The organism is Pseudanabaena sp. UWO310 (genome assembly GCF_006861605.1).
Lineage (GTDB): Bacteria > Cyanobacteriota > Cyanobacteriia > Pseudanabaenales > Pseudanabaenaceae > Pseudanabaena.
On sequence record NZ_SELU01000079.1, the window covers coordinates 1 to 23,525 of the forward strand.

General features: G+C 44.1%; 17 protein-coding genes. 6 read left to right on the plus strand and 11 right to left on the minus strand.

What is annotated here, in order from left to right; genetic code table 11:
• Nucleotides 1-211 precede the first annotated feature (211 nt).
• Nucleotides 212-928: a hypothetical protein gene (locus PseudUWO310_RS20210; protein ID WP_009627613.1), complete on the plus strand. Its 717-nt coding sequence runs from the start codon at nt 212-214 to the stop codon at nt 926-928.
• Nucleotides 929-1,121: 193 nt separating this feature from the next.
• Here PseudUWO310_RS20210 and PseudUWO310_RS20215 read toward each other — a convergent pair whose 3' ends face one another.
• On the minus strand, nt 1,122-2,549 hold the full coding sequence (locus tag PseudUWO310_RS20215) for a protein adenylyltransferase SelO (protein WP_143122263.1): 1,428 nt from the start codon (nt 2,547-2,549) through the stop codon (nt 1,122-1,124).
• Nucleotides 2,550-2,588: 39 nt separating this feature from the next.
• Here PseudUWO310_RS20215 and PseudUWO310_RS20220 point away from each other — a divergent pair, with 39 nt between their 5' ends.
• Nucleotides 2,589-4,325 carry a pseudouridine synthase gene (locus PseudUWO310_RS20220; RefSeq protein WP_143122264.1) on the plus strand — a complete coding sequence of 579 codons (1,737 nt, stop codon included), beginning with the start codon at nt 2,589-2,591 and terminating at the stop codon, nt 4,323-4,325.
• On the opposite strand, the gene PseudUWO310_RS20225 is transcribed toward PseudUWO310_RS20220, so the two are convergent.
• Nucleotides 4,326-5,276: a tetratricopeptide repeat protein gene (locus tag PseudUWO310_RS20225; RefSeq protein WP_190316093.1), complete on the minus strand. Its 951-nt coding sequence runs from the start codon at nt 5,274-5,276 to the stop codon at nt 4,326-4,328.
• 252 nt (nt 5,277-5,528) lie between these two features.
• Here PseudUWO310_RS20225 and PseudUWO310_RS20230 point away from each other — a divergent pair, with 252 nt between their 5' ends.
• The gene (locus tag PseudUWO310_RS20230; protein WP_143122266.1) at nt 5,529-7,052 is read left to right on the plus strand and encodes a family 10 glycosylhydrolase; all 1,524 of its coding nucleotides are present in this window, start codon (nt 5,529-5,531) and stop codon (nt 7,050-7,052) included.
• A 270-nt stretch (nt 7,053-7,322) separates the two neighbouring features.
• Here the strand turns inward: PseudUWO310_RS20230 and PseudUWO310_RS20235 are convergent, their stop codons facing one another.
• Complete coding sequence (locus PseudUWO310_RS20235; RefSeq protein ID WP_143122267.1) at nt 7,323-8,114, minus strand: E3 ubiquitin ligase family protein; 792 nt, start codon at nt 8,112-8,114, stop codon at nt 7,323-7,325.
• Between the two features lie 514 nt (nt 8,115-8,628).
• Here PseudUWO310_RS20235 and PseudUWO310_RS20240 point away from each other — a divergent pair.
• Nucleotides 8,629-10,032, plus strand: a complete 1,404-nt coding sequence (locus PseudUWO310_RS20240; RefSeq protein WP_143122268.1) for an aldehyde dehydrogenase — start codon at nt 8,629-8,631, stop codon at nt 10,030-10,032.
• 175 nt (nt 10,033-10,207) lie between these two features.
• Here the strand turns inward: PseudUWO310_RS20240 and PseudUWO310_RS20245 are convergent, their stop codons facing one another.
• Nucleotides 10,208-11,533: a hypothetical protein gene (locus PseudUWO310_RS20245; RefSeq protein WP_143122269.1), complete on the minus strand. Its 1,326-nt coding sequence runs from the start codon at nt 11,531-11,533 to the stop codon at nt 10,208-10,210.
• A gap of 827 nt (nt 11,534-12,360) precedes the next feature.
• Here PseudUWO310_RS20245 and PseudUWO310_RS20250 point away from each other — a divergent pair.
• Together PseudUWO310_RS20250 and PseudUWO310_RS20255 are read left to right on the plus strand one after the other, a co-directional pair.
• Nucleotides 12,361-14,196, plus strand: a complete 1,836-nt coding sequence (locus tag PseudUWO310_RS20250) for an N-acetylmuramoyl-L-alanine amidase (RefSeq protein ID WP_143122270.1) — start codon at nt 12,361-12,363, stop codon at nt 14,194-14,196.
• A complete protein-coding gene (locus tag PseudUWO310_RS20255) occupies nt 14,183-15,139 on the plus strand; it encodes an AEC family transporter (protein ID WP_143122271.1) in 957 nt (318 codons plus the stop codon). Before PseudUWO310_RS20250 ends, PseudUWO310_RS20255 begins: the two co-directional genes overlap by 14 nt.
• Nucleotides 15,140-15,240: 101 nt before the next feature.
• Here the strand turns inward: PseudUWO310_RS20255 and mnmG are convergent, their stop codons facing one another.
• From mnmG to PseudUWO310_RS20290, 7 genes are all read right to left on the minus strand, one after another.
• Nucleotides 15,241-17,175 (minus strand): tRNA uridine-5-carboxymethylaminomethyl(34) synthesis enzyme MnmG, encoded by a 1,935-nt coding sequence (mnmG, locus tag PseudUWO310_RS20260; RefSeq protein ID WP_190316094.1) that lies wholly within the window; start codon nt 17,173-17,175, stop codon nt 15,241-15,243.
• A 277-nt stretch (nt 17,176-17,452) separates the two neighbouring features.
• Complete coding sequence (locus PseudUWO310_RS20265; protein WP_143122272.1) at nt 17,453-18,544, minus strand: RuBisCO accumulation factor 1; 1,092 nt, start codon at nt 18,542-18,544, stop codon at nt 17,453-17,455.
• A 133-nt stretch (nt 18,545-18,677) separates the two neighbouring features.
• On the minus strand, nt 18,678-19,313 hold the full coding sequence (locus PseudUWO310_RS20270; protein WP_143122273.1) for a tetratricopeptide repeat protein: 636 nt from the start codon (nt 19,311-19,313) through the stop codon (nt 18,678-18,680).
• Between the two features lie 352 nt (nt 19,314-19,665).
• Nucleotides 19,666-20,868, minus strand: coding sequence for a glutamine-hydrolyzing carbamoyl-phosphate synthase small subunit (carA, locus tag PseudUWO310_RS20275; RefSeq protein WP_143122274.1), 1,203 nt, complete (start codon nt 20,866-20,868; stop codon nt 19,666-19,668).
• Between the two features lie 119 nt (nt 20,869-20,987).
• Nucleotides 20,988-21,506: a hypothetical protein gene (locus tag PseudUWO310_RS20280; protein WP_009626213.1), complete on the minus strand. Its 519-nt coding sequence runs from the start codon at nt 21,504-21,506 to the stop codon at nt 20,988-20,990.
• Between the two features lie 128 nt (nt 21,507-21,634).
• Complete coding sequence (locus PseudUWO310_RS20285; protein WP_143122275.1) at nt 21,635-22,126, minus strand: hypothetical protein; 492 nt, start codon at nt 22,124-22,126, stop codon at nt 21,635-21,637.
• Between the two features lie 25 nt (nt 22,127-22,151).
• The gene (locus PseudUWO310_RS20290) at nt 22,152-23,372 is read right to left on the minus strand and encodes an AAA family ATPase (protein WP_190316095.1); all 1,221 of its coding nucleotides are present in this window, start codon (nt 23,370-23,372) and stop codon (nt 22,152-22,154) included.
• Nucleotides 23,373-23,525 lie beyond the last annotated feature (153 nt).

A 23,525-nucleotide genomic window follows, 5' to 3' on the forward strand; every position in this document is an offset into this window, starting at 1 on the left:
GTTTTAGGGTTTTATATTTAATTAAGCCCACTTACTTTATTATTTCTTTCATTTTTTTATTTTTGAAACAAGCAATGTTTAATCTGATTGCACCAATTTCAAGTTATGGGCATCTAAGGCAGTTTGTCGCACCTAAGGCAATATGGGGGGCGATCTTTTGTTCGATCTTCGGGATAATGAAGTGCATTTGTGAGCGATCGGGAGGTTGGCAATGACGTTTGGGCTAAAAACCTCAACGATCGAATTACTGAAACGCTTTAATATGAGCTTTCCTCAGTTTTACGAGCAGTTTGTAAGTAGTGATATTCAACTGCAAAATTTGCGTTTGGCTTACCAACTTTATCAAACTAAGGAAGCTGTAATTGAACTCAGATCGGAAAGCAGTAAGAGCGTACTTTATTTTGCCTATCGAAATCAGTCATTTTTATTAAGTGATATTTTTGGGGTACTTGCCGCCTATGGTTTAACAATTCATAGTCTCAGTCTTTACGGGCAGATTCATACACCGATGCTGGTGTTTATCAAACTGGTGATCTCGCGGGGAGGAAAAGCACTGCCCCAGAAGACTGCCGAGAATGTTCGTAAGGCAATCAAAGAAACACTCTTGGGGCGTTTTGAGGTGGAAGAGATGCTAGCCTTGGAATTTAACCTTGATAGTGGCTTAAAAAAGGTCGAAACAAATTTTTATGTCGATCGCGTATTTCATTTACCTGCGCTATTGGTAGAGGCGGACAGCCAACCAGGATTATTTTATAAGGTGATGAATGCGATTTGGCAGGAGGATCTGTTGGTAGTAAATGCCAATTTATTAGTATGGCGCGGACGCACAAGATTGATTTTATATTTATTAGGTCCTAACGAAAACCTAATTCCTGAATATTTGGGAACGAAAATTGCCGAAAGTCTTAAGCAACGACTTTCGTATTAATTCATATTTCCCTCTCCCGTGGAAAGTCGGTAACCCCAAGAATTGCTTGGCGGCGCTCCGCGCCGCCAAGCAATTCTTAGGGTTTATGTCCTAGTACAGGCGATAGCTATAAAACCGAAAAGATTAGTGGCGGAGCGGAGCGCCGCCACTAATCTTTTCGGTTTTGATTGGTTTCAACAAGATGTCATGAGCATTATTCTTTTAATTGGGCGATCGCATCATACAAAGGTTGCCAATCATCATCCAAGGTAATTCGCTCCCAAACCTCTTCAATTTTCGGACGTAGAAAAATTATGGATGGGTTCGCGGTCTTAAGTTGTTGGGCAATATTTTCCATTTCCGAGATCGGCTGACGGATTAATAATTGATGGTAAACGACGCGCCATTTTTCTAATAATGGGGCTTGTTCCTCCGTGATTTCCCAATCAGGATTAGGAAAAATATGGCGAACATCTTCGCGCCAATTGGGTTGAAAAGATTGGCGAAGTTTCACAAAGAATTGGTTGTAGCCGATCGCTTGGACGTTGGACAACAATTCTAAGGTTGCGCCGATCAGATCTTCAGTTTCAGGTTCAGAGAGCGTCCTAAATCCCAATCGCTTCAGCATCATTTCACAATAGGCAAGGCGATAGAAGTCTTTAAACTTCAGTAATGATGCTTGCATATCGTCCTTATCGACGACCATACCGAGAGGATCTTGCAGCTTTTCGAGATTCCAATAGCAAGCGGCAGGTTGATTGGCATAGCTGTAGCGTCCCGCATAGTCAAAATAGGCGGCGGTAAATCTCGGATCGTAGGTGGGAATAAAGGCAAAAGGTCCATAGTCAAAGCTCTCGCCCGTAATTGACATATTATCGGTATTGAGAACAGCATGACAGAATCCCACCGCCATCCATTGAGCGCAAAGGGTCGCCACTCGTTCGACTAATTCTAGATAGAAAATGCCATCCTGATTTTCTTTTCCCCAGAACTGCGGATAGTAGATTTGGAGAACATGATCGAGCAATTTGCGGGTAAGGTCAGTGCGACCGATCCATTTGAGGCGTTCAAAAGTACCAAAGCGAATATGCGATCGCGAGAACCTCACCATGACGGAAGATCGGGTGGGTGATGGTTCGTCACCACGCCATAGGTCTTCTCCCGTTTCGACGAGGCTGAAACAACGCGAGGTCTTTACACCCATACGATGGAGAGCTTCCGAGGCAATAATTTCCCTTACTCCACCTTTGAGGGTGAGTCGTCCATCGGCGGTGCGGGAGTAGGGGGTTCTACCAGAGCCTTTAGTGCCGAAGTCATAGAGTTCGCCATCAACTCCGCGCACCTGTCCATAGATAAATCCGCGTCCATCACCGAGTTGAGGATTATATTCACCAAATTGATAACCGTGATAGCGGAGGGCAAGGAAGGAGCGCACAGCGCGAAAATGACCAAAAGCTTCAATAAAGTCATCATCGCTAACCTGCGATGGGGCGAGTCCTAAAATCGGCAAAACATCATCGTTACGCCATCGCAATTTATGCATCGGATATTCGGCGGCGGTAACGACATCGTGATAGTCTGCTAAAGACTCGATCGCGGGTTCGTAGTTAAGATTAAGGAAAGGGTTGCTAGGGTGACTCATGGCGAAATTGGCGCTGGCAAAATATTAGATGCTTCTGCCATGATACTTGGTTCGGATCTCGATCGAGCTATCACCTATTGGTACGAGGGGATCTGTCCCTATAGTGGTGAAATATTGCGATTGCCGAGAACTTTAGAGGCGGAAGCGATCGCAAGGGATCTCATGCAATCCCTTGGGCGCAGCCAATGCGATCGCAAGGAAGGCAAAATGTACGGAGTGTTAATTGCGGAATCATCAAGGGGAGAAAGATTGATTCTCAAAGCCTTCTCTGGCTTGCTCAATGGCAAAGGTGAGATTGCAGGATGGGTTCCCCCCATTGATGGAAGGGAAAGGGTTGCGATCGCCGAATCAATTACGCTCCATCGATTGGCAAAAATCAAGCAGGAATTAATTGAATTGAGTCAGATTGCCGAACGTGGGGAATACGAACGACGATCGCAGGAATATGCCGCCCAGTTTGAAATGATGCGAGAGCGGCATCATATTTCTAAGCAACAACGCCAGATCGAAAGACAGCAAGATATCGCAGACCGATCCGCTTTAGATCGAACGAGTCAACTTGAAAAAATGGAAAGGCGAAATTTTAAGCGCGATCGCGATCTGGCTCTATTGCCCCTCAAACAGGCGATCGAGCTTGCGGATACTCGGATGCAAAATCTCAAACAGGAACGCCGCGAACTCTCGCGCACTTTGCAGAATCAAATGCATCAGTCCTATGTCTTGACTAATTTTGCGGGGGAAACGCGATCGCTAAAAGAACTAATTACCGAAGGAGCCATGCCCACGGGCACAGGCGATTGTTGCGCTCCTAAATTATTGCACTATGCTGCCATCCATCATCTGACCCCGATCGCTCTGGCGGAGTTTTGGTGGGGAAGTCCTGCCCCCGATGGTTATAAGATGCAGGGAGAGTTTTATGGCGCTTGTGTCGAGAGGTGTCAACCTTTAATGGGATTTTTGCTATCGGGAAGGAATCGTAACACTTTTGACGGAGCAGAAGAAGATGCGATCTCTGTTGAGGATGAAAACAAAGAAAAAATACGATGTCAATCCAGTCTTAAATCTAGCTTTAAATCGATTAAATCGGGGAAAATCGAAGTAGAACTTCCCATTATGTATGAGGATGAGTATCTAATAGCGATCGCCAAACCTGAAGGGCTGCTATCAGTCCCTGGGAGATATCTCGATACTCAAGACAGCGTTCTCAGTCGCCTACACCAATATTTTAGCGATTTTAGCGATCGCGCGTCTCTTTACCTAGTGCATCGACTCGATCGCCAAACTTCGGGGATCTTATTATTAGCTCGCGATCTAGATTCGTTGCGACATCTCCAGATGCAATTTCAACAGCGGCAAGTGCGTAAGGTTTATGAAGCATTACTATCAGGAGAATGTCCTCAAAAATGCGGGATGATCGATTTGCCATTGTGGGGCAATCCCGAAAATCGTCCCTACCAGCAGGTGGATTTTGCGAGAGGCAAACCAAGTTTGACGGAGTTTCGGCTGCTCTGTAATCAGGTCAGTAATCAAGTCAGTAATCAAGTCAGTAATCAAGATAATTACGCAAGAATTGAATTTATCCCCTTAACGGGGAGGACGCATCAACTGCGCGTTCACGCTGCCGATCCGCGTGGATTGGGGCTCACAATTTTAGGTGATCGCCTATATGGCTGTCAGATTGCGACCGATCGCTTACATCTCCATGCGCGGGAGTTAACCTTCACTCATCCGAGATCGCTAGAGGAAATTCGTTTGCAAGTACCAGTTCCCTTTTGACTAGACTCCTCTCGCGAGGATTTGACCGAGGTATTGATGGGCTTCGATCCAATCAGGGGAGAGTTCAATTGCCGATTGGAAACAGGCGATCGCTTCGTCGATTTTACCTAGATTATTTAAAATAATTCCGAGATTAAAGTAGGGTTGGGCAAAGTTGGGATCGATATCGATCGCTTCTTTGTAAGATATGATCGCATCTTTGATTTGGTCTTTGCGAAGGAAGGTATTGCCAAGATTGCAATGGGCATCAGCATAGGCGGGATCGATCTGGATTGCCTTCTCAAAGCAGGCGATCGCTTTACCTTCTAAATCGGCTTTGATCGCTTCTTCTTCGGTGGGAATGGAACTAATTTTGAGCAAATAGGCTACGCCCAAGGCATTATAGTCTTTAGCTTGCAGCAGATCCGAATTATGATTCTCGGCAAGTTCGTAAATAGCGCTAACTGCTTCAGTGGCATTTTGCTGCAAATGGATTTGGGCGATCGCCCGATAACCATCGATATTGTCGGGATTTTGGGCGATCGCGCGTTCGTAACTGGCGATCGCTTCGCTGATTTTGCCTCTATTCCTGAGATTATCCCCTAGCTTGCAATGATATTCCGCCAAAAAACGTTCGGGATGGTATTCGAGGGCTTTCTGGAAATGGGCGATCGCTAGCTCCGCCCATCCCATCTGTTGATAGGTATTCCCTAATCCCAATTGAGCCTCTAACAATTGCGGATCGAATTGGATCGCCTTGCTATAGCTAGCGATCGCCTCCATCATATTTCCCTGCTGCTGATAAATTCCACCAATACGTTCGTGGGCAGGGGCAAAGTCAGGAGCGACAACGAGAGCGCGTTGATAATTTTTGAGCGCGAGGGGCAGATTGCCAGAGCCACGATAGCGATCGCCAAATTGGAGATAGGTCTCTGGCGATTCAACGTTTGATGGATTATTAACATCAGTCATAGCGACAGCGCAGTTAAATGAGGTAAATGGGGAGATTAAAACCATTCATGGTATCAGATTTCTGATACAGTGCTTGCGCTTGGTAGAAAATCTAATAAGTAGTTCGGCATAATTAAAAACCAAAACCAGCGAGCATACCGCCCGCTACGCGGGCGGTATGCTCTTCTAGGTTTTAAGTTTACTTATGCCTAGCTACTTATCATATTTCCCCAAAACATTGCGGCAATTTCAGCCTTATTTGGAAACTGCTATATGCCAGCATCGCTCGTTCGAGTCTTTACCGTTGCTTTAGTCCCTTTAGTCGCCAATCTATCAATGGGTTTGGCGCAATCGGTGGCTCAGGTCAGTGAATATTGCCAATTTGATCACGAGGCGATCGCCAATAAAGACAAATTGCGTTCGGCAGCTTTTCAAGATCCCACCAATCTAGCGGCGATCGCCGAATATCGAGCGATCATCAAGCAACATACGCAAGCTCTCCAGATCTGCCGTCAAAAATCTTGGCTGAAAACTCAAGGTGTCTGGCTGCGTCTCTATCCCTGCGATCTGCAATCGGGAAAACTTGATGAAGTGATGGATCGGATCATCAATCGAGGTTACAACCAAGTATTTATCGAGGTTTTTTCGGAAGGGAAAATCCTCTTGCCCCGTTCGGGAAATATCACAGCTTGGGAATCGCTGGTCGATGCCGATCGATACCAGAATGCGGATTTATTAAAACTGGCGATCGATAAAGGAAGAGAACGCGGATTGAATGTTCGGGCTTGGATATTTACGATGAACTTTAGTACGGCTTACGCCCGAGGAGTCGATCTCAATGGATTGCCTAAGCTAACGGTGGCGAGACAAAATGCGATCGCTCGCAATGCCAATGGCGATACGACAATGTCCATAGTAGAGAACTTAGGGAAAAATCCCGAAGGTGAAGTTCCCACTACCAATCAGCTATTTATCGATCCCTATAATTATCAAGCTCAGAACGATTTATACCTAGCGGTGCATGAAGTGCTCAAGCGCCACCCCGACGGAGTAGTATTTGACTATGTGCGTTATAAGCGTGGTGCAGGTGCGGCTTCGGTAGTCAGTAATGTGCGCTACCTCTGGATCTATGGCTCTGCTTCATTACAGGCTCTCCGCGATCGCGCCGAGAATTTCCAAGGCAGGGAACTGATCGACCGATTTCTCAAGCAAGGCTACGTGACCCCTACGGATTTACAAGCATTAAAAAAGCTCTATCCCCAAGAATCAGAGCCGCTCTGGCAAGGTCGTCAACCCTCAACTCAACCCAATCCTGCGATCGCCTATTGGCAGAGCGAACTTTGGCGACTAGCGGTGGGACATGCGTTTATCGGCGTGACCTACTATCTCGGCATTGTCTCCAAACCTGTCTTCCGCGCAGGAATTCCCGCCAGTATTGCTTTTTTCTCCGATGGCAATCAACCTGTGGGAGAGGGTTTTGACTCACGAATGCAACCTTGGCATTTGTTTACCAATGACTACGAGTGGCAACCGATGGCCTATGCAGTCTGTGGCAAACCCGATTGCATTGTGAATCAAGTCCTCAAGGTTGCTCAATACGCACCTAATGGAACCAAGATCGCCCCGATTTTAGTTGGGCAATGGAACGTACCCTCCGCCAATCGCCCATCCTTAGAAGCTCAAATGCAAGCCATTCATACTGCCGTACCCGCAATTAATTCCCTCAGCCATTTTGCCTTTGGTTGGCAACTCCAAGAAGCCACTTTTTCGCGATCGCGTCAATTTTGCAAACTGTAGATCTTTTTGTAAGTAGTTAAGCATAAGTAAACTTAAAACCTAGAAGAGCGTACCGTCCGCGTAGCGGGCGGTACGCTCTCTGGTTTTGGTTTTTATACTTATACCAATTCACGAAAGTATGACAACACTTTTGTGAATTAAACACCAAACCCAGTAAGATTTTGAGATTCCCAAAATGGCGTAGCCATTTTGGGAATTGGTATTAGATGCAATCTGAGGTGGAATTGGCGATGGACATATCGCCGCATTGAGAACAAAATGGAGAACGAATTAACTCTTTAAAACTAATCCCACGATCAGTAAAACTGCGCCGAGGATCAAACAGGTCACCATCCCGTAGAAAAACCACTTAGCAGCATTGGCGGTAGACTTGGCAAGTTCCTCTTCACTTTTGAGAGAAATAATAAATTTCTTATCGGATTGAATGGGTTTGCGCAGCGTCACTTGACCGCCTTCGTCAGCCGCCGTACCGATTACCAATACTTCGCGATCGCAGGGTAAAATTGATTCCGTATAGCGATATCCCAATGTCCGCCTTCCTCCCATTCCCAAACCCACCGACAAACTAAAAGCCCCAAAGGATAGTAACGAAGAATTCTCCTGCCGAAATTCGTTTAATATTTGCGTAGTTTCAATATCACCTCCATCGGGATTCACGACCAACTCACCCGATCGATCTTGTAATGTAAAGGGAATTGACTGACTGTTACTAGATATCGTCTCCGAACCACGTCGAGTTTCCGTGCGGCTTTTGCCCTCACTATCACGGGTTGTATGCTGTTCTTCATACTCTCTGACAACCCTCATAGCATAATGTACGCAGGGAGCTTGTTTAAGTTCCGAAATCAAGGGGTTCTCACTACGAATGATCCCACGTACTTTCACATATTCACGCAAATTGCCACTACCAATTTCCCCTGCGATCTCCCTCGCAATATTCTGTAACTCCGCAACCGTTGAGGATGTTGCCAAACGAATACTTTGCAGTTTTGTGCTGTAATTCTTTTGCACAAAAAATAGAATGATCCCAATTACAAGAAGAATGCCACCAAAGATTGCCATAGTTATATTAGGGTAGTCTTACATTTTCGATATATAGGTAGCTAGGCATAAGTAAACTTAAAACCCAGAAGAGCATACCGCCCGCGCAGCGGGCGGTATGCTCTCTGGTCTTGGTTTTTAATTATGCCTAGCTACTTAGCTATGGTCACTGGACTTAGGACAAATCAAAATCCCAGAATTAATTGGCGAAGCGGAGCGCCACTAATCAATTCTTAGGTTTTATGTCCTAGTACAACGACAGCTATAAGGAGCTAAGCATAAGTGTATAAGTAGCTGGACATAATTAAAACCCAGAATCCAAACCTGTAACGCACGCGCAGCATGCGCTACAGGTTTGGGGGTTTTATATTTAATTGCGCCTAGCTACTTACATAAAATCTATAGGAGCGTACTGTCCGCTTAGCGGACAGTACGCTCTTGGGTTTGGATTTTTAAATATACAGAGCTACTTAGCTTCAAATTAGCATAGGTTAAGCTGGAATTTAGAGAGCCAATTTACAGAATTTTAGAAATTATGGAAACCTTACCTATCATTAATTTGGGCAATAATTTGGATGTCTCAGATGCGATCGCAAAACAACGTCTTTTCTTCGCTGGAAATAAAACTAAAGATTATGAGTTTCGGGTATCTCAACTTCAGAAACTCGCACAATTGATCAAAGAAAACGAAAAGTTAATTCTCGATGCAGTCTATGCGGATTTGCATAAGCCCACGATCGAGGTTTTTAGTAGTGAAATTTTAATTGCGCTTTCAGAAATTAGGTACGTTCTCAAGCATCTCAAGGCTTGGATGAAGCCCCAGAAAGTAGGAACTCCTCTAAATCTATTTCCTAGCTCTAGTTATATCTATACTGAACCTTTAGGTGTCGTACTGATTATCGCTCCTTGGAACTATCCTTTCTCTCTCAATATCCAGCCCCTGATTGGCGCGATCGCCGCAGGGAATTGTGCCATTCTCAAACCTTCAGAATATGCGCCCCATACTGCCAAAGCGATCGCCCAAATTATTAACGAGCATTTCGATCCCAATTTCATCACGGTGATCGAGGGCGGGCTAGACATCAATCAAGCTTTATTAGCCGAAAAATTCGATCATATCTTCTTTACTGGCAGCACCGCGATCGGCAAGATTGTTATGGAAGCAGCAGCCAAACATTTAACTCCCGTTACCCTTGAACTTGGCGGTAAAAGCCCCTGCATTGTTGATGAGGAATGCGATCTGGAAACTACAGCCAAGCGAATTATTTGGGGTAAATTTTATAATGCTGGACAAACCTGTGTTGCCCCTGATTATCTATTAGTTTCAAAAAGTATAAAACCTGTCTTAATAGAGAAGTTATTGAGATATGTCAAAACTTTCTTTGGAGAAAATCCCCAACAAAGCCCCGATTTTGCCCGTATCGTTAACGATCGCCAATTTGATCGCTTAGTTAGTTTGCTAAACGAAGGTAAAATTTTAATCGGTGGGCAAACCGATAAAAGCGATCGCTACATTGCCCCGACGATCATTGATGGAATTTCGATTCATGCAAAAATTATGGGGGAAGAGATATTTGGTCCTATCTTGCCAGTTTTGGAATACGACCAGATCTCTGACGCGATCGCCCTAATTAAGAGCCAATCCCAGCCCCTTGCCCTATATTTATTCTCTAACAATAAACAGAAGCAAGAGAAAATTTTGCAGGAAATATCCTTTGGTGGAGGTTGTTTTAACGACACGATTTTACATCTTGCTAACCTCGAACTTCCCTTTGGTGGAGTCGGCAATAGCGGCATGGGTAGCTACCATGGTAAGGCGACCTTTGACAGGTTCTCCCATCGCAAGAGCATACTAAAAAACTCATTCCGTTTTGATCTCAAGTTACGTTATCCTCCTTACAGCGTGAGCATTGACACCTTAAAAAAATTCATCAATTAATTAACGTCCGTTTGGATTAAGCTGGCAAATTTTAAAAGTCCAAATGTAAAAGCCCAAAAGTAAAAGCCTTGCTACGCAAGGCTTTTACTTTTGGGCTTTGAGAAAGGGTTTGCGTAGCAAACCCTTTCTCAAAGCCCATTTCAAATTATCCCGAACTCACGTTACTTAGACAGCATTACCGAACCTGTGAAAAGATACGATATTGGGTAGCATCAAATTTAGAGATATCAGTGTCGGAGGAATTAGAGAAATTAGAGGAATTGCTTTTTGCTGTTGAAGGAGTTATCTCATAGGGATTCATCCTCACAATAGTGTAGCGAGTTTCACTGGCATAAATTGCCAAGGCAATATTGAGCATATCGATGAATGCAATGACTGATTTACATTTGGACTCGCTATATTGACTGTAGTACTTAATTATGGCTGCAACCCTTAACTCTAGATAAGGGCGAATGGATTCATTGAGAAATAGAATCTTGAGCAGTAATACTACGAGGTTAAGCGGATTGGTATGGTGCAGTAAAATGTTAAACAACTCCGTCGGCTTTTCGCGATCGGCGATCGTAAGTTCATTAATTAAATACTTGGCACTCTTTAAAACCAAGGACGTAGTTACGGGATGGTCGTGACGTTGCGAACCTAAATCAAATAAACCATCATAGATCTTGGTCTGAACCGTATCCGATATTTCCGCATCCGCAATTGAGAAATCTAGGTATTCGAGCAAGTTAACCTTAAAGTCATAGTAGGAAAAGCTGTTGATATTGCCTAAAAGTTTGCCAGCTAAATCTTGACAATTCAATACACTCTTCTTGGTCAGCATGAGTGTGACGAGATTAATAACATTATTGTTTAAACTTGTCGGATTAGTTTGAGGATTTTTAAAGGTTGTTTGCGATCCTATCCGAGCCGTATACATGGCTAACTCAAATTTGAATTGCTCCTTCATTTTTTGAGCTAGTCGTTGTGCCGCTTGCCTTTGCTCTAGGGGGCTGGTGGGATTTGTATATTGATAGGCTAGGAGGTAGGATGCAAAACGATTACCCCAATTTCGGTCGGGGCTACTATGTTCTTCCCTATTGAGAATAAACAGCTTGAGCGATTGGAAATCTTCACTCTTAACAAACATCTGCAACCAAATTCGTAAGGTTCTTAGTTTGATAGATGTGGGTTTTTTATAGATTGAAGGATGGTCAAAAATATTAACTAAAGACTGAATATGAATTAGATTATTACTAACAGTCCAATTGTTAATGATGATATAACAACACCTTTTTAAAGTGTAGAAAAATTCCTTTTCATTATAGGCAGTCAAAATTTGATCGAGGGCTTGAGTGATCTCGATGTTATTACTAACATTACAACTGACAAATAGGTTTTTAAAGTCTTCTAATACTTCATCAGGTGATTTACAACGAACCATTTCTAGAAAGAATTCATAAATGCTTTGCTGAGCCTGTTCAATACCTTGAGAGTAAATTCTGTCTGCTGTCCAAAACATAATAATTTCATTCCTTAAAGTATTTGTAGAGATCTAGATAATATCAAAACTAAAAATGGCGTAGCCATTTTTAGTTTTTCAAACCCTTACTAGATTTGGTATTTAATTCACAAAAGTGTTGTCACACTTTCGTGAATTGGTCTAACAGGATTCTAGAGAAAGAAAAGGTGAGATGGAGGGCTGTCCGCCACCTTCTCTAAAGATCTCCGATACCCGCTATAAAGTCAAGAATTGCTGGTGTAGAGGGCATCAAGATGAAATATTTAAGCAATTCTATGATTTAAAGAATTAACAGTTATTTGTTATAGATATTATTCATCTCTTTAATAATTTAAAAGTAATTCCTAGACTCATTTTGTTATCAAAAAGATATATGAAAGTTATGAAAATGTTATAAGACTATTCAATGGAAGTTCGAGTGCGGAGAAATTCATAAATTATCCTGCTTTCAATCGCAAAAATATCTTTTAGGGTTTGATCTGTCCTATAACTACAATCACTTGAATGAGGACAAATCAAACCCCAAGAATTGAGTGGCGGCGCTTCGCGCCGCCACTCAATTCTTGGGGTTTATGTCCTAATACACTTGGCGACAGCTATAAACATCAAACCCAGTAAGGTTTTGAGATTCCCAAAAGTGTAGCTACACTTTTGGGAATTGAAAATCAAACCCAGTAAGGGTTTTAAAATCACAAAATGGCGTAGCCATTTTGTGATTTGGTATAACATGACGGGCGATCGCTATATATTCTGAGTTTTCAAGCACGATAACGTTAAGATTGAGTTATAAGGTTTGATATCGCTAATTTAGATAAGTAACAGAGATTATGCGGCGACTGATAGGGATTTTGACGATCGCGATTTTCAGTTTTCTGGTGGTGACCGCGACTAGCGCTCAGAATTTCGTCCCCCCCACCCAATTGCATCTAACCTATCCCCCATTGCAACATACGACCAATAGCGATCGCCTGTTTTTTATCGGGACTGCGCCAAAAGATGGCAATGTGAGCATCAATGGCAAATTAATCCAACGCAGTGAGGCTGGACATTTTGCGCCGAGTTTGCCGCTTCAGTTAGGCGAAAATAATTTTAATATTAAGTACGTTAATTTGGCGGGCGAGCCTAATCGCGATCGCCAGATAAATGTCAAGGTGCTACGAGAGTCTCGTATTACCTTACCGCCTCAAAATATAGGTTTTATCAAAGATTCCCTATTCCCTAGTGTCGATATTGCTAGGCAACCTAATGAGAGAATTTGCTTTGAGGCGATCGCTACACCCAATGCGACGGTATTAGCTAGGGTCGGCGATCGCGAGATTCCCTTACTACCCCGCCGCCGCAATACGCAGTTGCCACCCAATTCTTCGGTCTTAACGGGCAATAACCAAGCCACCGAAGAATCACCCTCAGGCTATTTTCGTGGTTGTGCCAGTTTTGAAAACGCAAGTAAACTTGGTCAGCCCGAATACGAAATGCGTTTTAAGGATCGATCGGGCGATCGCATTGTGAAGGAAAAAGCTACTGGTACGGTAGAGATTCTCTCTCCTACACATGTCCAAGTTGCCAAAATAACGGCGATCGTTGCCGATGCCAGAACGGGAGCGAGTACCGATTTCTCAAGGCTGACTCCTCTGCCCCAAGGCACTAAAGCGGTAATCACGGGCAAACAAGGGGCTTGGCTGCGGCTGGATTATGGTGGCTGGGTCAGAAAGAGTATGATCGCCATTGAAGAAGATGCGGAAAACTTCGCTAATTCCAATGTGCGTAGTATTAATACAAGAAGAATTATTGATCACGATCAGGCTTGGACAGAGGTAACGATTCCCTTAGAAATACCCATACCCATCGCCATCGTCCAAAGCGATCGCACCTTTGCCCTAACTCTTTATAACGTCACGGCTCAAACCGATACCATTTCCATTGCTCCCGATACCATAATCAATAAGCTGGATTGGGTACAGTCGGATTCCCATAAGGTAACCTATACCCTTAGTCTCAAACCCAAGCAACAATGGGGATATCAGGTTCGCTATCAAGGGACAAATCTGATTTTATTGCTCAAACATCCCCCAGTTCTGACGGCCGCAAAAGACCGCCAACCTTTAGAGGGCGTTAAAATTCTTCTAGATGCGGGGCATGGCGGTAATGAGGATTTAGGTGCGCGATCGCCGACGGGCTATCCAGAGAAATATGCCACCCTAACTACTGCCACCCTATTGCAGAGCGAACTCCAAAATCGTGGCGTAAATGTGGTGATGACTAGAACGGAGGATCGGGATGTGGATTTGGGAACGCGGGTTACTAAAATCGAACAAGAGCAGCCCACGCTAGCGATCAGCCTTCATTACAATGCATTGCCCGATGATGGTGATGCCCTTAACACCTCAGGTATGGGGGCTTTTTGGTATAATCCACAGGCGGAAGACTTTGCCAAGTTCATTAACACCTATGTTTCCCAAAAGCTGGCGCGTCCCAATTATGGTGTGTATTGGAATAGTTTGGCCCTGACAAGACCGACAATTGCACCGTCAGTGCTTTTGGAGTTAGGGTTTATGATCAATCCTGTGGAATTTGAATGGATTGTCGATCGGCAGCAGCAGAAGTTACTAGCCGCAACCCTTGCCGATGGTATTACTGAATGGATTCTGAATGCTGCTAAATAGTCTTAACGATTTCTGGTCTGGCTTCCATCTTGGTGCTTTGATCGATGCCTATATCCCTTTATTACTATGGACGGGCGTTGGTTTAATATTTTCTCGATTTGCTCCACAAAATGCTTCCAAAATTTTGGGGGTGGCTCTCTATTGGGTGGGAGTACCTTGGCAGCTCTTTGTATTGGCGCGGCATACGGAGTTTTCGGATACGCCCTATATTCCCTACGTCGCGATCGCTTCTTTAATTATCAGTTGGCTATTAGCGCTCATTGGTTGGCAGTTTGCCAAGCAAGAAGGTAGCGATCGCTCTAGTTTGGGTAGCTTTATTTTGGCAACGATGCTCGGTAATACGGGATTTGTGGGATTAACCCTGACCAATTCCCTAACCAGTGCCAACTATGCCGATTGGGCGGTGTTGTATAGCATTACCAGTAACGTAGCTGGTAATTATGGCATTGCCGTATTTATTGCTAGTTACTTTGGTAAGAGCGAGATTAAGCCCCCTTGGTGGAAGCTATTGCTGGATGTCGCAACTGTACCAAGCCTGTGGGCTTTTGCGATCGGTTGGTATACGCGCCCGATCGCTTTACCCGCTGCGATCGAGTCGGGTTTGGATGTGGGGGTATGGGTAACGATCGCCTTTGCCTTGTCCTTAGTGGGTTTACGGCTAGGCAAAATCGAACAATGGACAAGTATTAAACCTGCGGCGATCGCGGCTTTTTTACGGGTGGCGATCGTTCCTTTGGCGATCGGTTTGGTCGCTACAGCCTTTGGACTTCGCCATGATCCTCGCTTGATTCTTACCTTAATGTCTGGAACTCCGACGGGGCTATCTGTGCTGATTCTTGCTGAGGTCTATAATCTCGATCGCGATTTACTAATTAGCACGATCGCCTTCTCTTTTGTCGGCATAATTGTTATGCTTCCCGTTTGGATTATCTGTTTTGGCTAGGACTTGTCTTTTTATAGCTGTCGCCAGTCTTGTTAGGACAAAATTAAAACCCCAAATAGTGTTGCCGCGCTCCGCGCGGCAACACTATTTGGGGTTTTATGTTATTTTGCTTTTGCTGCTAAACGATGTTGGATTTCCAAATAAACCAGTAAGGCATTCACATCCGCAGGATTAACCCCACCAATACGACTTGCCTGACCGATGGTCATCGGTCGAATCTTGCTCAGTTTTTCCCGCGACTCTTTGGATAACGTCGCGATCGCGTTGTAGTCGATATCCGTTGGTAAAGGGCGATCGCTATGTTTGGCAACTTCCTCAATTTGATGCTCTTGTCGTTGAATATAGCCCACATACTTCACTTCAATCTCGGCGGCGAGACGTTCAAAGCGATTTAAATGAGGATCGGCTAACCCATAGTGAATTAGTTCCGCATAGTTAAATTTAGGACGACGCAACAGGTCGGCAAGCGTTATAGCTCCGCGAATCATTTCCCCTGTCTCGGCGGTGATTCTCTGCCCAAGTTCTTCCTTTTCCTTCACGCGAGTTCCATTCAGTCGTTCCACTTCAGCATGAACGCGATCTTGTTTGTCACAGAAGAGTTGCCAACGGCGATCGTCTACTAGACCGATCTCGCGACCGATGGGGGTGAGGCGGCGATCGGCATTGTCCGAGCGCAAAATCAAGCGATATTCGGAGCGACTGGTCAGCATTCGATAGGGTTCGCGTAACTCCTTCGTACAAAGATCGTCGATCAGCGTACCAATGTAGCTACTGGATCTTGGCAATACGACCATCTCTCGTTTTTGCGCAAATAGAGCCGCATTCATACCCGCAATTAAACCCTGCGCGGCAGCCTCTTCATAGCCCGTAGTTCCATTGATCTGACCCGCACAAAATAGCCCTTCAATCAGCTTTGTCATCAGGGTCGGATAGCACTGAGTCGCAGGAATATAGTCGTATTCCACCGCATAGGCAGCGCGAAGCATATGGCAATTTTCGAGTCCAGGCAGCGTTCGCAACATTTGGAGTTGAATATGCTCAGGCATTCCCGTGGAAAAGCCTTGAATGTAGAGTTCGGGAATATCTCGACCTTCAGGTTCGATAAAAATCTGATGGCTCTCTTTATCAGCAAAGCGCACGATCTTATCTTCAATACTAGGACAATAACGAGGACCTTTGGCATCAATGAAGCCGCCATAAACGGGGGTAAGGTGCAGGTTCTCGCGAATAATTCGATGGGTTTCGGCGGTAGTGCGAGTCAAGTAACAGTTCATTTGCTCCCGCTCCACCCATGCCGAAGGATCGAAACTAAACCAGTTCTGCTCCGTATCCGATGGTTGAACTTCCATTTGGCTATAGTCCACACTACGGCGATCGACCCTTGCGGGGGTTCCTGTTTTTAAGCGATCGGTGACAAAGCCCAAAGCATTGAGCGTTTCCGTAAGCCCTGCGACCGCAAATTCTCCCGCACGCCCCGCAGACATGGAGCGATTGCCCACCCAGATTTTGCCATTGAGAAAAGTGCCTGTGGTCAAGATGACGGCTTTACAGGCGTAACCAACCCCAAATTGAGTTTCTACGCCGATAATGCCTTGATTACTATCGAGCAACAAGTTAGTGACCGTTCCCTCGCGCACGGAGAGATTTGGCTCGTTTTCAACCACGGTTTTCATTTCGGCGGCATATTCGCGTTTGTCGGTTTGCGCTCTGAGCGCCCAAACTGCGGGCCCGCGCGAACTATTGAGAATCCTTTTCTGGAGATAGGTGCGATCGGTAATTTTACCAATTTCCCCGCCAAGGGCATCGACTTCATGGACAAGTTGGGATTTGGCGGGTCCGCCAACGGCGGGGTTGCAAGGTTGCCATGCAATGCGATCGAGGTTGAGGGTAAGGAGCAAGGTTTTGCAACCCATTCTTGCCGAGGCGAGGGCTGCTTCACAGCCTGCATGACCTGCACCGACAACGATCGCTTCAAACTCATCAAGAAATTGTACTTGATTGGCTAAATTTATAAAATTACCCTTTATCTCGCTCATTGTGTGACAGCCCCGACCAACAAAGTCCTATTCTAATCTAAAAAGCAAAGGCGACGCATCGCACCCCTTTTTACTTTTCAATACCATATAGCTGTCGCCAAGTCTAATAGGACATAAACCCCAAGAATTGATTGGCGGCGCGAAGCGCCGCCAATCAATTCTTGGGGTTTGATTTGTCCTCAGTCAAGTGACTGTAGCTATAAAACAAATTGGTAGTGCTAAATAGGTAAGGATGGGCGGCGCGAAGCGCCGCCCATCCTTAGAATGACCAACAAACTTATTCCTCAAACTGCCAGCGATCTTTAGAGGCCTCTTCGTCAAAGAAACGCTTGGGACGGAGGGTTAAGGTCACCTTACCTAAGAGTTCGACTTCGGGTTGCGCCTCAAACCATGCAAACTTGAGATTGCCATCTTCGCCAGCGATCGCAAAATAGCTGTTTTCATCCCATTCCCGTTGAGCGCGATCGACCAGCACCAAGATATCTTCAGGGCGATCGCGCAAGGCACTCAAGACCTCTTGATTAATCGAGGTCTTTAAAGTATCGGTGTTACAAGCCACAATCACGCCATCTTCAGCTTGATGTACCACAAACCATCCAGGGAGAGTCGCCCAAGCCTCTGCACCCTCACCTCGGACAATGCCAAAGGGTACAACCTCGCTCACTTGCGGAACTGACCGAAACTTTTCTAACGTTAATGGCAGATAGCCTGCAACGGGAAGAATGCGAGGGATATTATCTTCGCCGTCATAACGGAAGTTGGGTAAGTTAGGAGCCTTCTTTTTCGATGGATTTGCCATATCCATGAGTAATCTCTCGATCGCGGCTCTTGCCTTTTCGCTATGGGCAAAGCGTAACCCCCTTGCGATCAATCGCGTCCGCTCCTGCGGATCGATTTTACCCTGCGCCGCCTTGAGGACTTGCAACACGACAGCATCCCCTGGATGGCGCGTAAATCCCTCTGGCAAATTGGCAACGCTTGCAGCTTCTTTGAGAGCCTTGACAACATCCTTAGCTTCTAAAACATCGAGGTTCTTTTCTAGGGCAAAGGTTGCCATGGTCACACGTTCGCTTTGGCTGAGTACGCGCAACTCATGCAAAATATCGCTACCCTTTTGCTCGAAATGAGCCAATACAATATCGGCAGCATTTCCTGCTTGGAGACTGGCATAGACTTGAGAAGCGACGACTATCTGATTTTGTTGGATCGGTTCAAAACCCGTATTTTCAAAAATTGCGAGGGAATTCTCTCCCATTTTTTGCAGCATTTGACAAGCGATTCCCCACTGTACCCATGTCCCCTCCTTATGTCGTAAGAGTTTTAAAAGTCCTTCAGAGTCAGTAGGAAGTGTGGGTACTGGGGTTGGCATAGTTGTAATACAAAGTTAAATCTCTCTATCTTCATATCATCTCACTTTAGAGCATGTTTGAGAAGTTAAGGGTTTTCAAAGCTCAAAATGGCGTAGCCATTTTGAGCTTTGCTATGGTTTTGATACAGTTGAACTATTTAATTTGCTCGATCGCTTTTGTGATAGCCTCAGCATTTTCAGTCTTCCCTTGTTGCTTAAAGAGTTCGGCTGCTTTCATGAGATCTGCACGCGCTCCCGCATTATCTCCTGAAAGATGTTTCAAGTCTCCACGGGATGCGTAGGCAGTAGCCGAATCGGCTTTGAGGTGGATTGCCTCGTTAAAGTCAGCAATTGCACCTTCTTTATCTCCCGCTTTAGCCTTGACATTTCCCCGATTAATCAAGGCTTCTGGAAAACTAGGTTGTAAGCTAATAGCTTTGTTATAGGATTCAATTGCTCCCTTGACATCCCCTGATTCACTTTTGGCATTGCCCTGATTATAGGCAGCAATAGCTTCATTAGATGCTGGCGGTGCTGAAGCTGGAGTACTGGTAGGAGTGGCAGATTCTTTAGTTGGAGTTTCCGCAGTCGTCTTCACCTCAGTTCCACCCGATACGCTTACCTTAGCTTCACAAGCATAAAGAAAGCTTCCCATTAAAGCACCGAGTAATAATGTACTTACGCCCTTAAATCGATTAGGCGATAGATGCATGGGTAATTCCTTCTGATGGATTTTCTGATGAATTTGCTCGTTAACAAGAAATCTCCGAAACGATAAAAACTGAGCCATTGGTAAATACCCTTTTGCTGTTATTTAAGACATTGCGTTAAGGAGATAGCTTCTCAATTTCCTTAATTGTAAGATTATAGTATTCTGTATTCCCCAGTTGTTTGTAATGTTGCTTGTCATATTGCTTATATATCTACAGTCACTTGACTGAGGACAAATCAAACCCCAAGAACTGACTGGCGGCGCTAAGCGCCGCCAGTCAGTTCTTGGGGTTTATGTCCTAGTACATTTGGCGATAGCTATAAATTACGAAAGCTTACATCGGACTTGCGAGCTTATTTTGACGTAGTTAACCCGTTTCTAAAACGGGTTAACTGCTACTAAAGGATAGAGATTTTGGGGTCAGAAATAGTTAAGCAGCGACTTGCTTAGCACTATTTTTGTGTTCGCGCATGGAGTTCACAAAACGCTCGAAGAGATAATCGGCATCGTGGGGGCCAGGACTAGCTTCGGGGTGATATTGCACCGAGAAGATTGGTAGGGTTTTATGTTCTAAACCAGCGACGGTATGATCGTTGAGATTGATGTGGGTTAGCATCGCCGCAGACTCGTCAAAGGAATTGCCTGTGAGGGCAAAACCATGATTTTGGCTGGTGATCTCGACGCGGCGATCAGCATTTTCGGCTTGGTTTTGAGCGGGTTGATTGAGTCCGCGATGACCGAATTTGAGCTTGAAGGTATCGCCACCCATCGATAAGCCTAAAATCTGATGCCCTAAGCAAATACCAAACATGGGTTTGTCTGCGGATAATAGGGCTTTTGCCGTTTCAATACCTTGCATGACAGCGGCGGGATCGCCAGGTCCGTTAGAGAGGAAAATGCCATCGGGATTGTACGAGAGGATCTTTTCGGGAGTAGTATCCGCAGGGACGACGATCACGCGGCAACCGTAGCTGGCAAGACGACGCAAAATATTACGCTTCACGCCAAAGTCGATCGCTACTACAGTTAATCCTTCCCCTGTAAGCTGAGATGGTTCGATAAATTCCCACTCAGGCAGGGTTTTTTCTGCCCATTCATAGATTTTGGTGGTGGAAGCTTCTTGGGCTAGGTTTTGCCCCTGCATGGAGGGGGCAGCCTTGACTTGGGCTAACAAAACTTCGGGGTCGAGGATTTCTGTGGAGATGCCGCCATTCATTGCGCCGAGCGATCGCAATTTGCGGGTTAAGGCGCGAGTATCAATACCTGCAATGCCTACGACATTATGAGCCTTGAGGTAATCGGGTAAGGACTGACGCGATCGCCAGTTGCTAGGAACTGCCGTAATGTTACGGGCAATGATGCCGCGTACCTGTGGGCGATCGGATTCATCATCTTCGGGATTTATGCCTGTATTACCAAGTTCGGGACAGGTGAAAGTAACAATTTGACCTCGGTAGCTGGGATCGGTCATTACCTCTTGATAGCCCGTCATACCAGTATTAAATACTACTTCGCCGATCGCGGTTCCAGATGCGCCGAAGGCATAGCCACGGTAACAAGTACCATCTGCCAAGACCAAAATTGCTGCTTGCTTTGTTGCCATATCTTCAAATACTCGTTCGTTGCTGTCCATTATCAGATACTTATTTTGGACAATAGCGATCATTCTAAACGTTATCTAGGTCACAAGATCGAAAAAGAAGACTCGCAATGCGAGTCTTCTTTTTCGATTAGCTTTTGATCAGCTTTTGATTAGCTAAGTACTTCAGCGATTTCAATTACCTGTCCATCGGGATCTTTAACCAAGAAGTTGAGGGGTTTTTCGCTACGGACTTTATGTTTGACACCTTTGATTTGGATCTGGAGCAGGAGTTGTTCGACACAGTCGCGATTAAAGCAAATATGTCTGCCGCGATCGCTATCTGTAGCATTTGCTCCAGGCACGATATGCAACTGCACATTTTTCTTGAGTTGATACCACGCGCCTTCCATATCTGCGGAATATTTGGATTTAGCAGTTCGGGCGGTAGCAGGAATATAAATCGGATCAGCAGGTGCGCCCATGCCGTATTCATAGCCGTAGTAATAATGTAGCGGCACATCGGCGATCGGCAGTTTTAACTCGCCTTCATAAAAATATCGCGCTTGATCGAGGTTAGAAACCATGATCGTATGTACTTTTGGTGCGCTGGTGAGGAACATCCACATGGCAACGGCGTATGCACCAAGCAGCATAACCATGATGCCTTGAGTAGAAAACAGTGACTCCATCGTAAAGCAACTACATATTAAGAGACTTAGCTTTTTAGTTTAACGCAACTGTCATAGGTTTAAGTCACAAACTACACGATCTGACAATTTACCTTGTGTCTACAGAGATGGGTAGTGCTTCGCGCTGACTATCTCTCTAATTTATCGTAGGGAATATCGGATGTTTTTTTGCCTACAGTGGCGGTAAAGCTTGGAAAGTTTATGAGGTCGTCTGTAAATTTTTCGTCTAGGGTCAGGGCATATTTGCGATCGGACAATAAAACTACGGGGATATGCTCTCGATCTTCCTCATTAGAAACTAAACGCCTTTTTACTTTATTCGTAAAATACTTTTGCTTAAATTCTTTGATCTGTTCGTTACTAATTCGATTTAACCGACCTTGCTGAGTTAACAGATTAATAATCACAGCAATATTATTGTCCGATGCTGCATGTCCCATTGTTCTGTAATATTCGGCTATCAGTTTTTGTGAAACAACTAAGTGGGCGTTATTTTGATGCTTCTTGGGATCGGAATTAAATTCTATTAGCCATTTAATAAGTTGCTTATACTCAGGATCGAGAGGATTAGAGAAGTTTTTCGCTATATTGTTGTCGATAAAGATGTCTTTTCTAGTCATTAGAAATTTTTAAAAGTTAAACCTATCAAGCATTAAGAGCAATGTCCATTGTGTCAATCATATATGTCTCAAAGAATCCTTTCGGAGCATTTAAGATTTGTCCGTCTTTTGTAAATTCAATCCGATGGGCGATGCTGCCATCTTTGACCGAGTTTTCAAAATAATAAACAGCTACATCTTCAGGAGAGATTTCTCCTTTAACAATTAGCAATCTCATTCTATTGAGCAAGTACTCGCTATGAGTTTCCACAATATAGTTTTTATTTCTCTCTTTAACTTGCCTTACTAAATAGTCACCTAAGTTAGCTTGAACTGATGGATGTAAATGTATTTCTGGCTGAGACATAATCAATGTTGAATTATCCCGCAACTGTAAATCAGCAACAATAATTGGTAAGAATTGACTAATACCAAATCCAACATCTGCCAATGATTCCCACTTACTTCTACTCTTTACCTTGACTTTTATCTCAAATCTTCCCCCTGACAATCTATGAGGTTTAATATCATATAAAATCTTCAAATCTTTAAGAATAGAGGCTAAATTCAATGATTCTTCTGACTGATTATCATTCCACTCTAAAATCTGGTCAATATAACCTCTACCAGATTTATCAACTGTACGATTTAGTAATGATTGATAATAAGTACGATCAGGTTGCAACCTAAAAGAACTAATAAAATTAAAATCATTAATTAATTCATTATATAGATTATCAAAAATCTCAATAAAATAGTCATATATATTCCTATTAAAATTATCGATTGATTGAGCATTAAAATCATGGATATCTAGAGATTTTAATTCACTATCAATATGTTCAATATTTACAACATAAGATAAATCTTCTTTCTGACTCACCACAGTTTTTATGAATGGAGATCTATTCTTTAAGTAACTTAATCTAGGTGAATTGCGAATTAAGTCAAAACACCATGAAGTTTTAAATTCATAAGTTCTTCCTCCGAAAGCAAAATTCAAATCAATTCCTAAATCATTCTTTAAACTATGATTAAATGCAACCTCCTCAAATCCTCCCATATTCACATAGTTACCGTTAAGTGACAAATATAATGGGAATGAATTGCCATTCAAACTAATACTTTGAAGTGGAGCTAATATCCCATATATTAAAGAGCTTTTACCACTACTATTTTCCCCTGTAAGCAAAGTTATTTTTGAGAAAGAAACATCTACTTCTTTAAAGCATTTAAAATTTTTTAGAGCTAATCGATGAATTCGCATAATTGTTTGTCTAGAAAGGCTATTTTGGGAGCATCTCAATTAGGCACTGAGCAAAAATACTTAGGGGAATAGAAATAGCCATTGAGATAAGCGCACCGATGTTTCAAAACTTGAGCAACATTTTGCTGATTCCACTGAGCACCCGAAATCTTG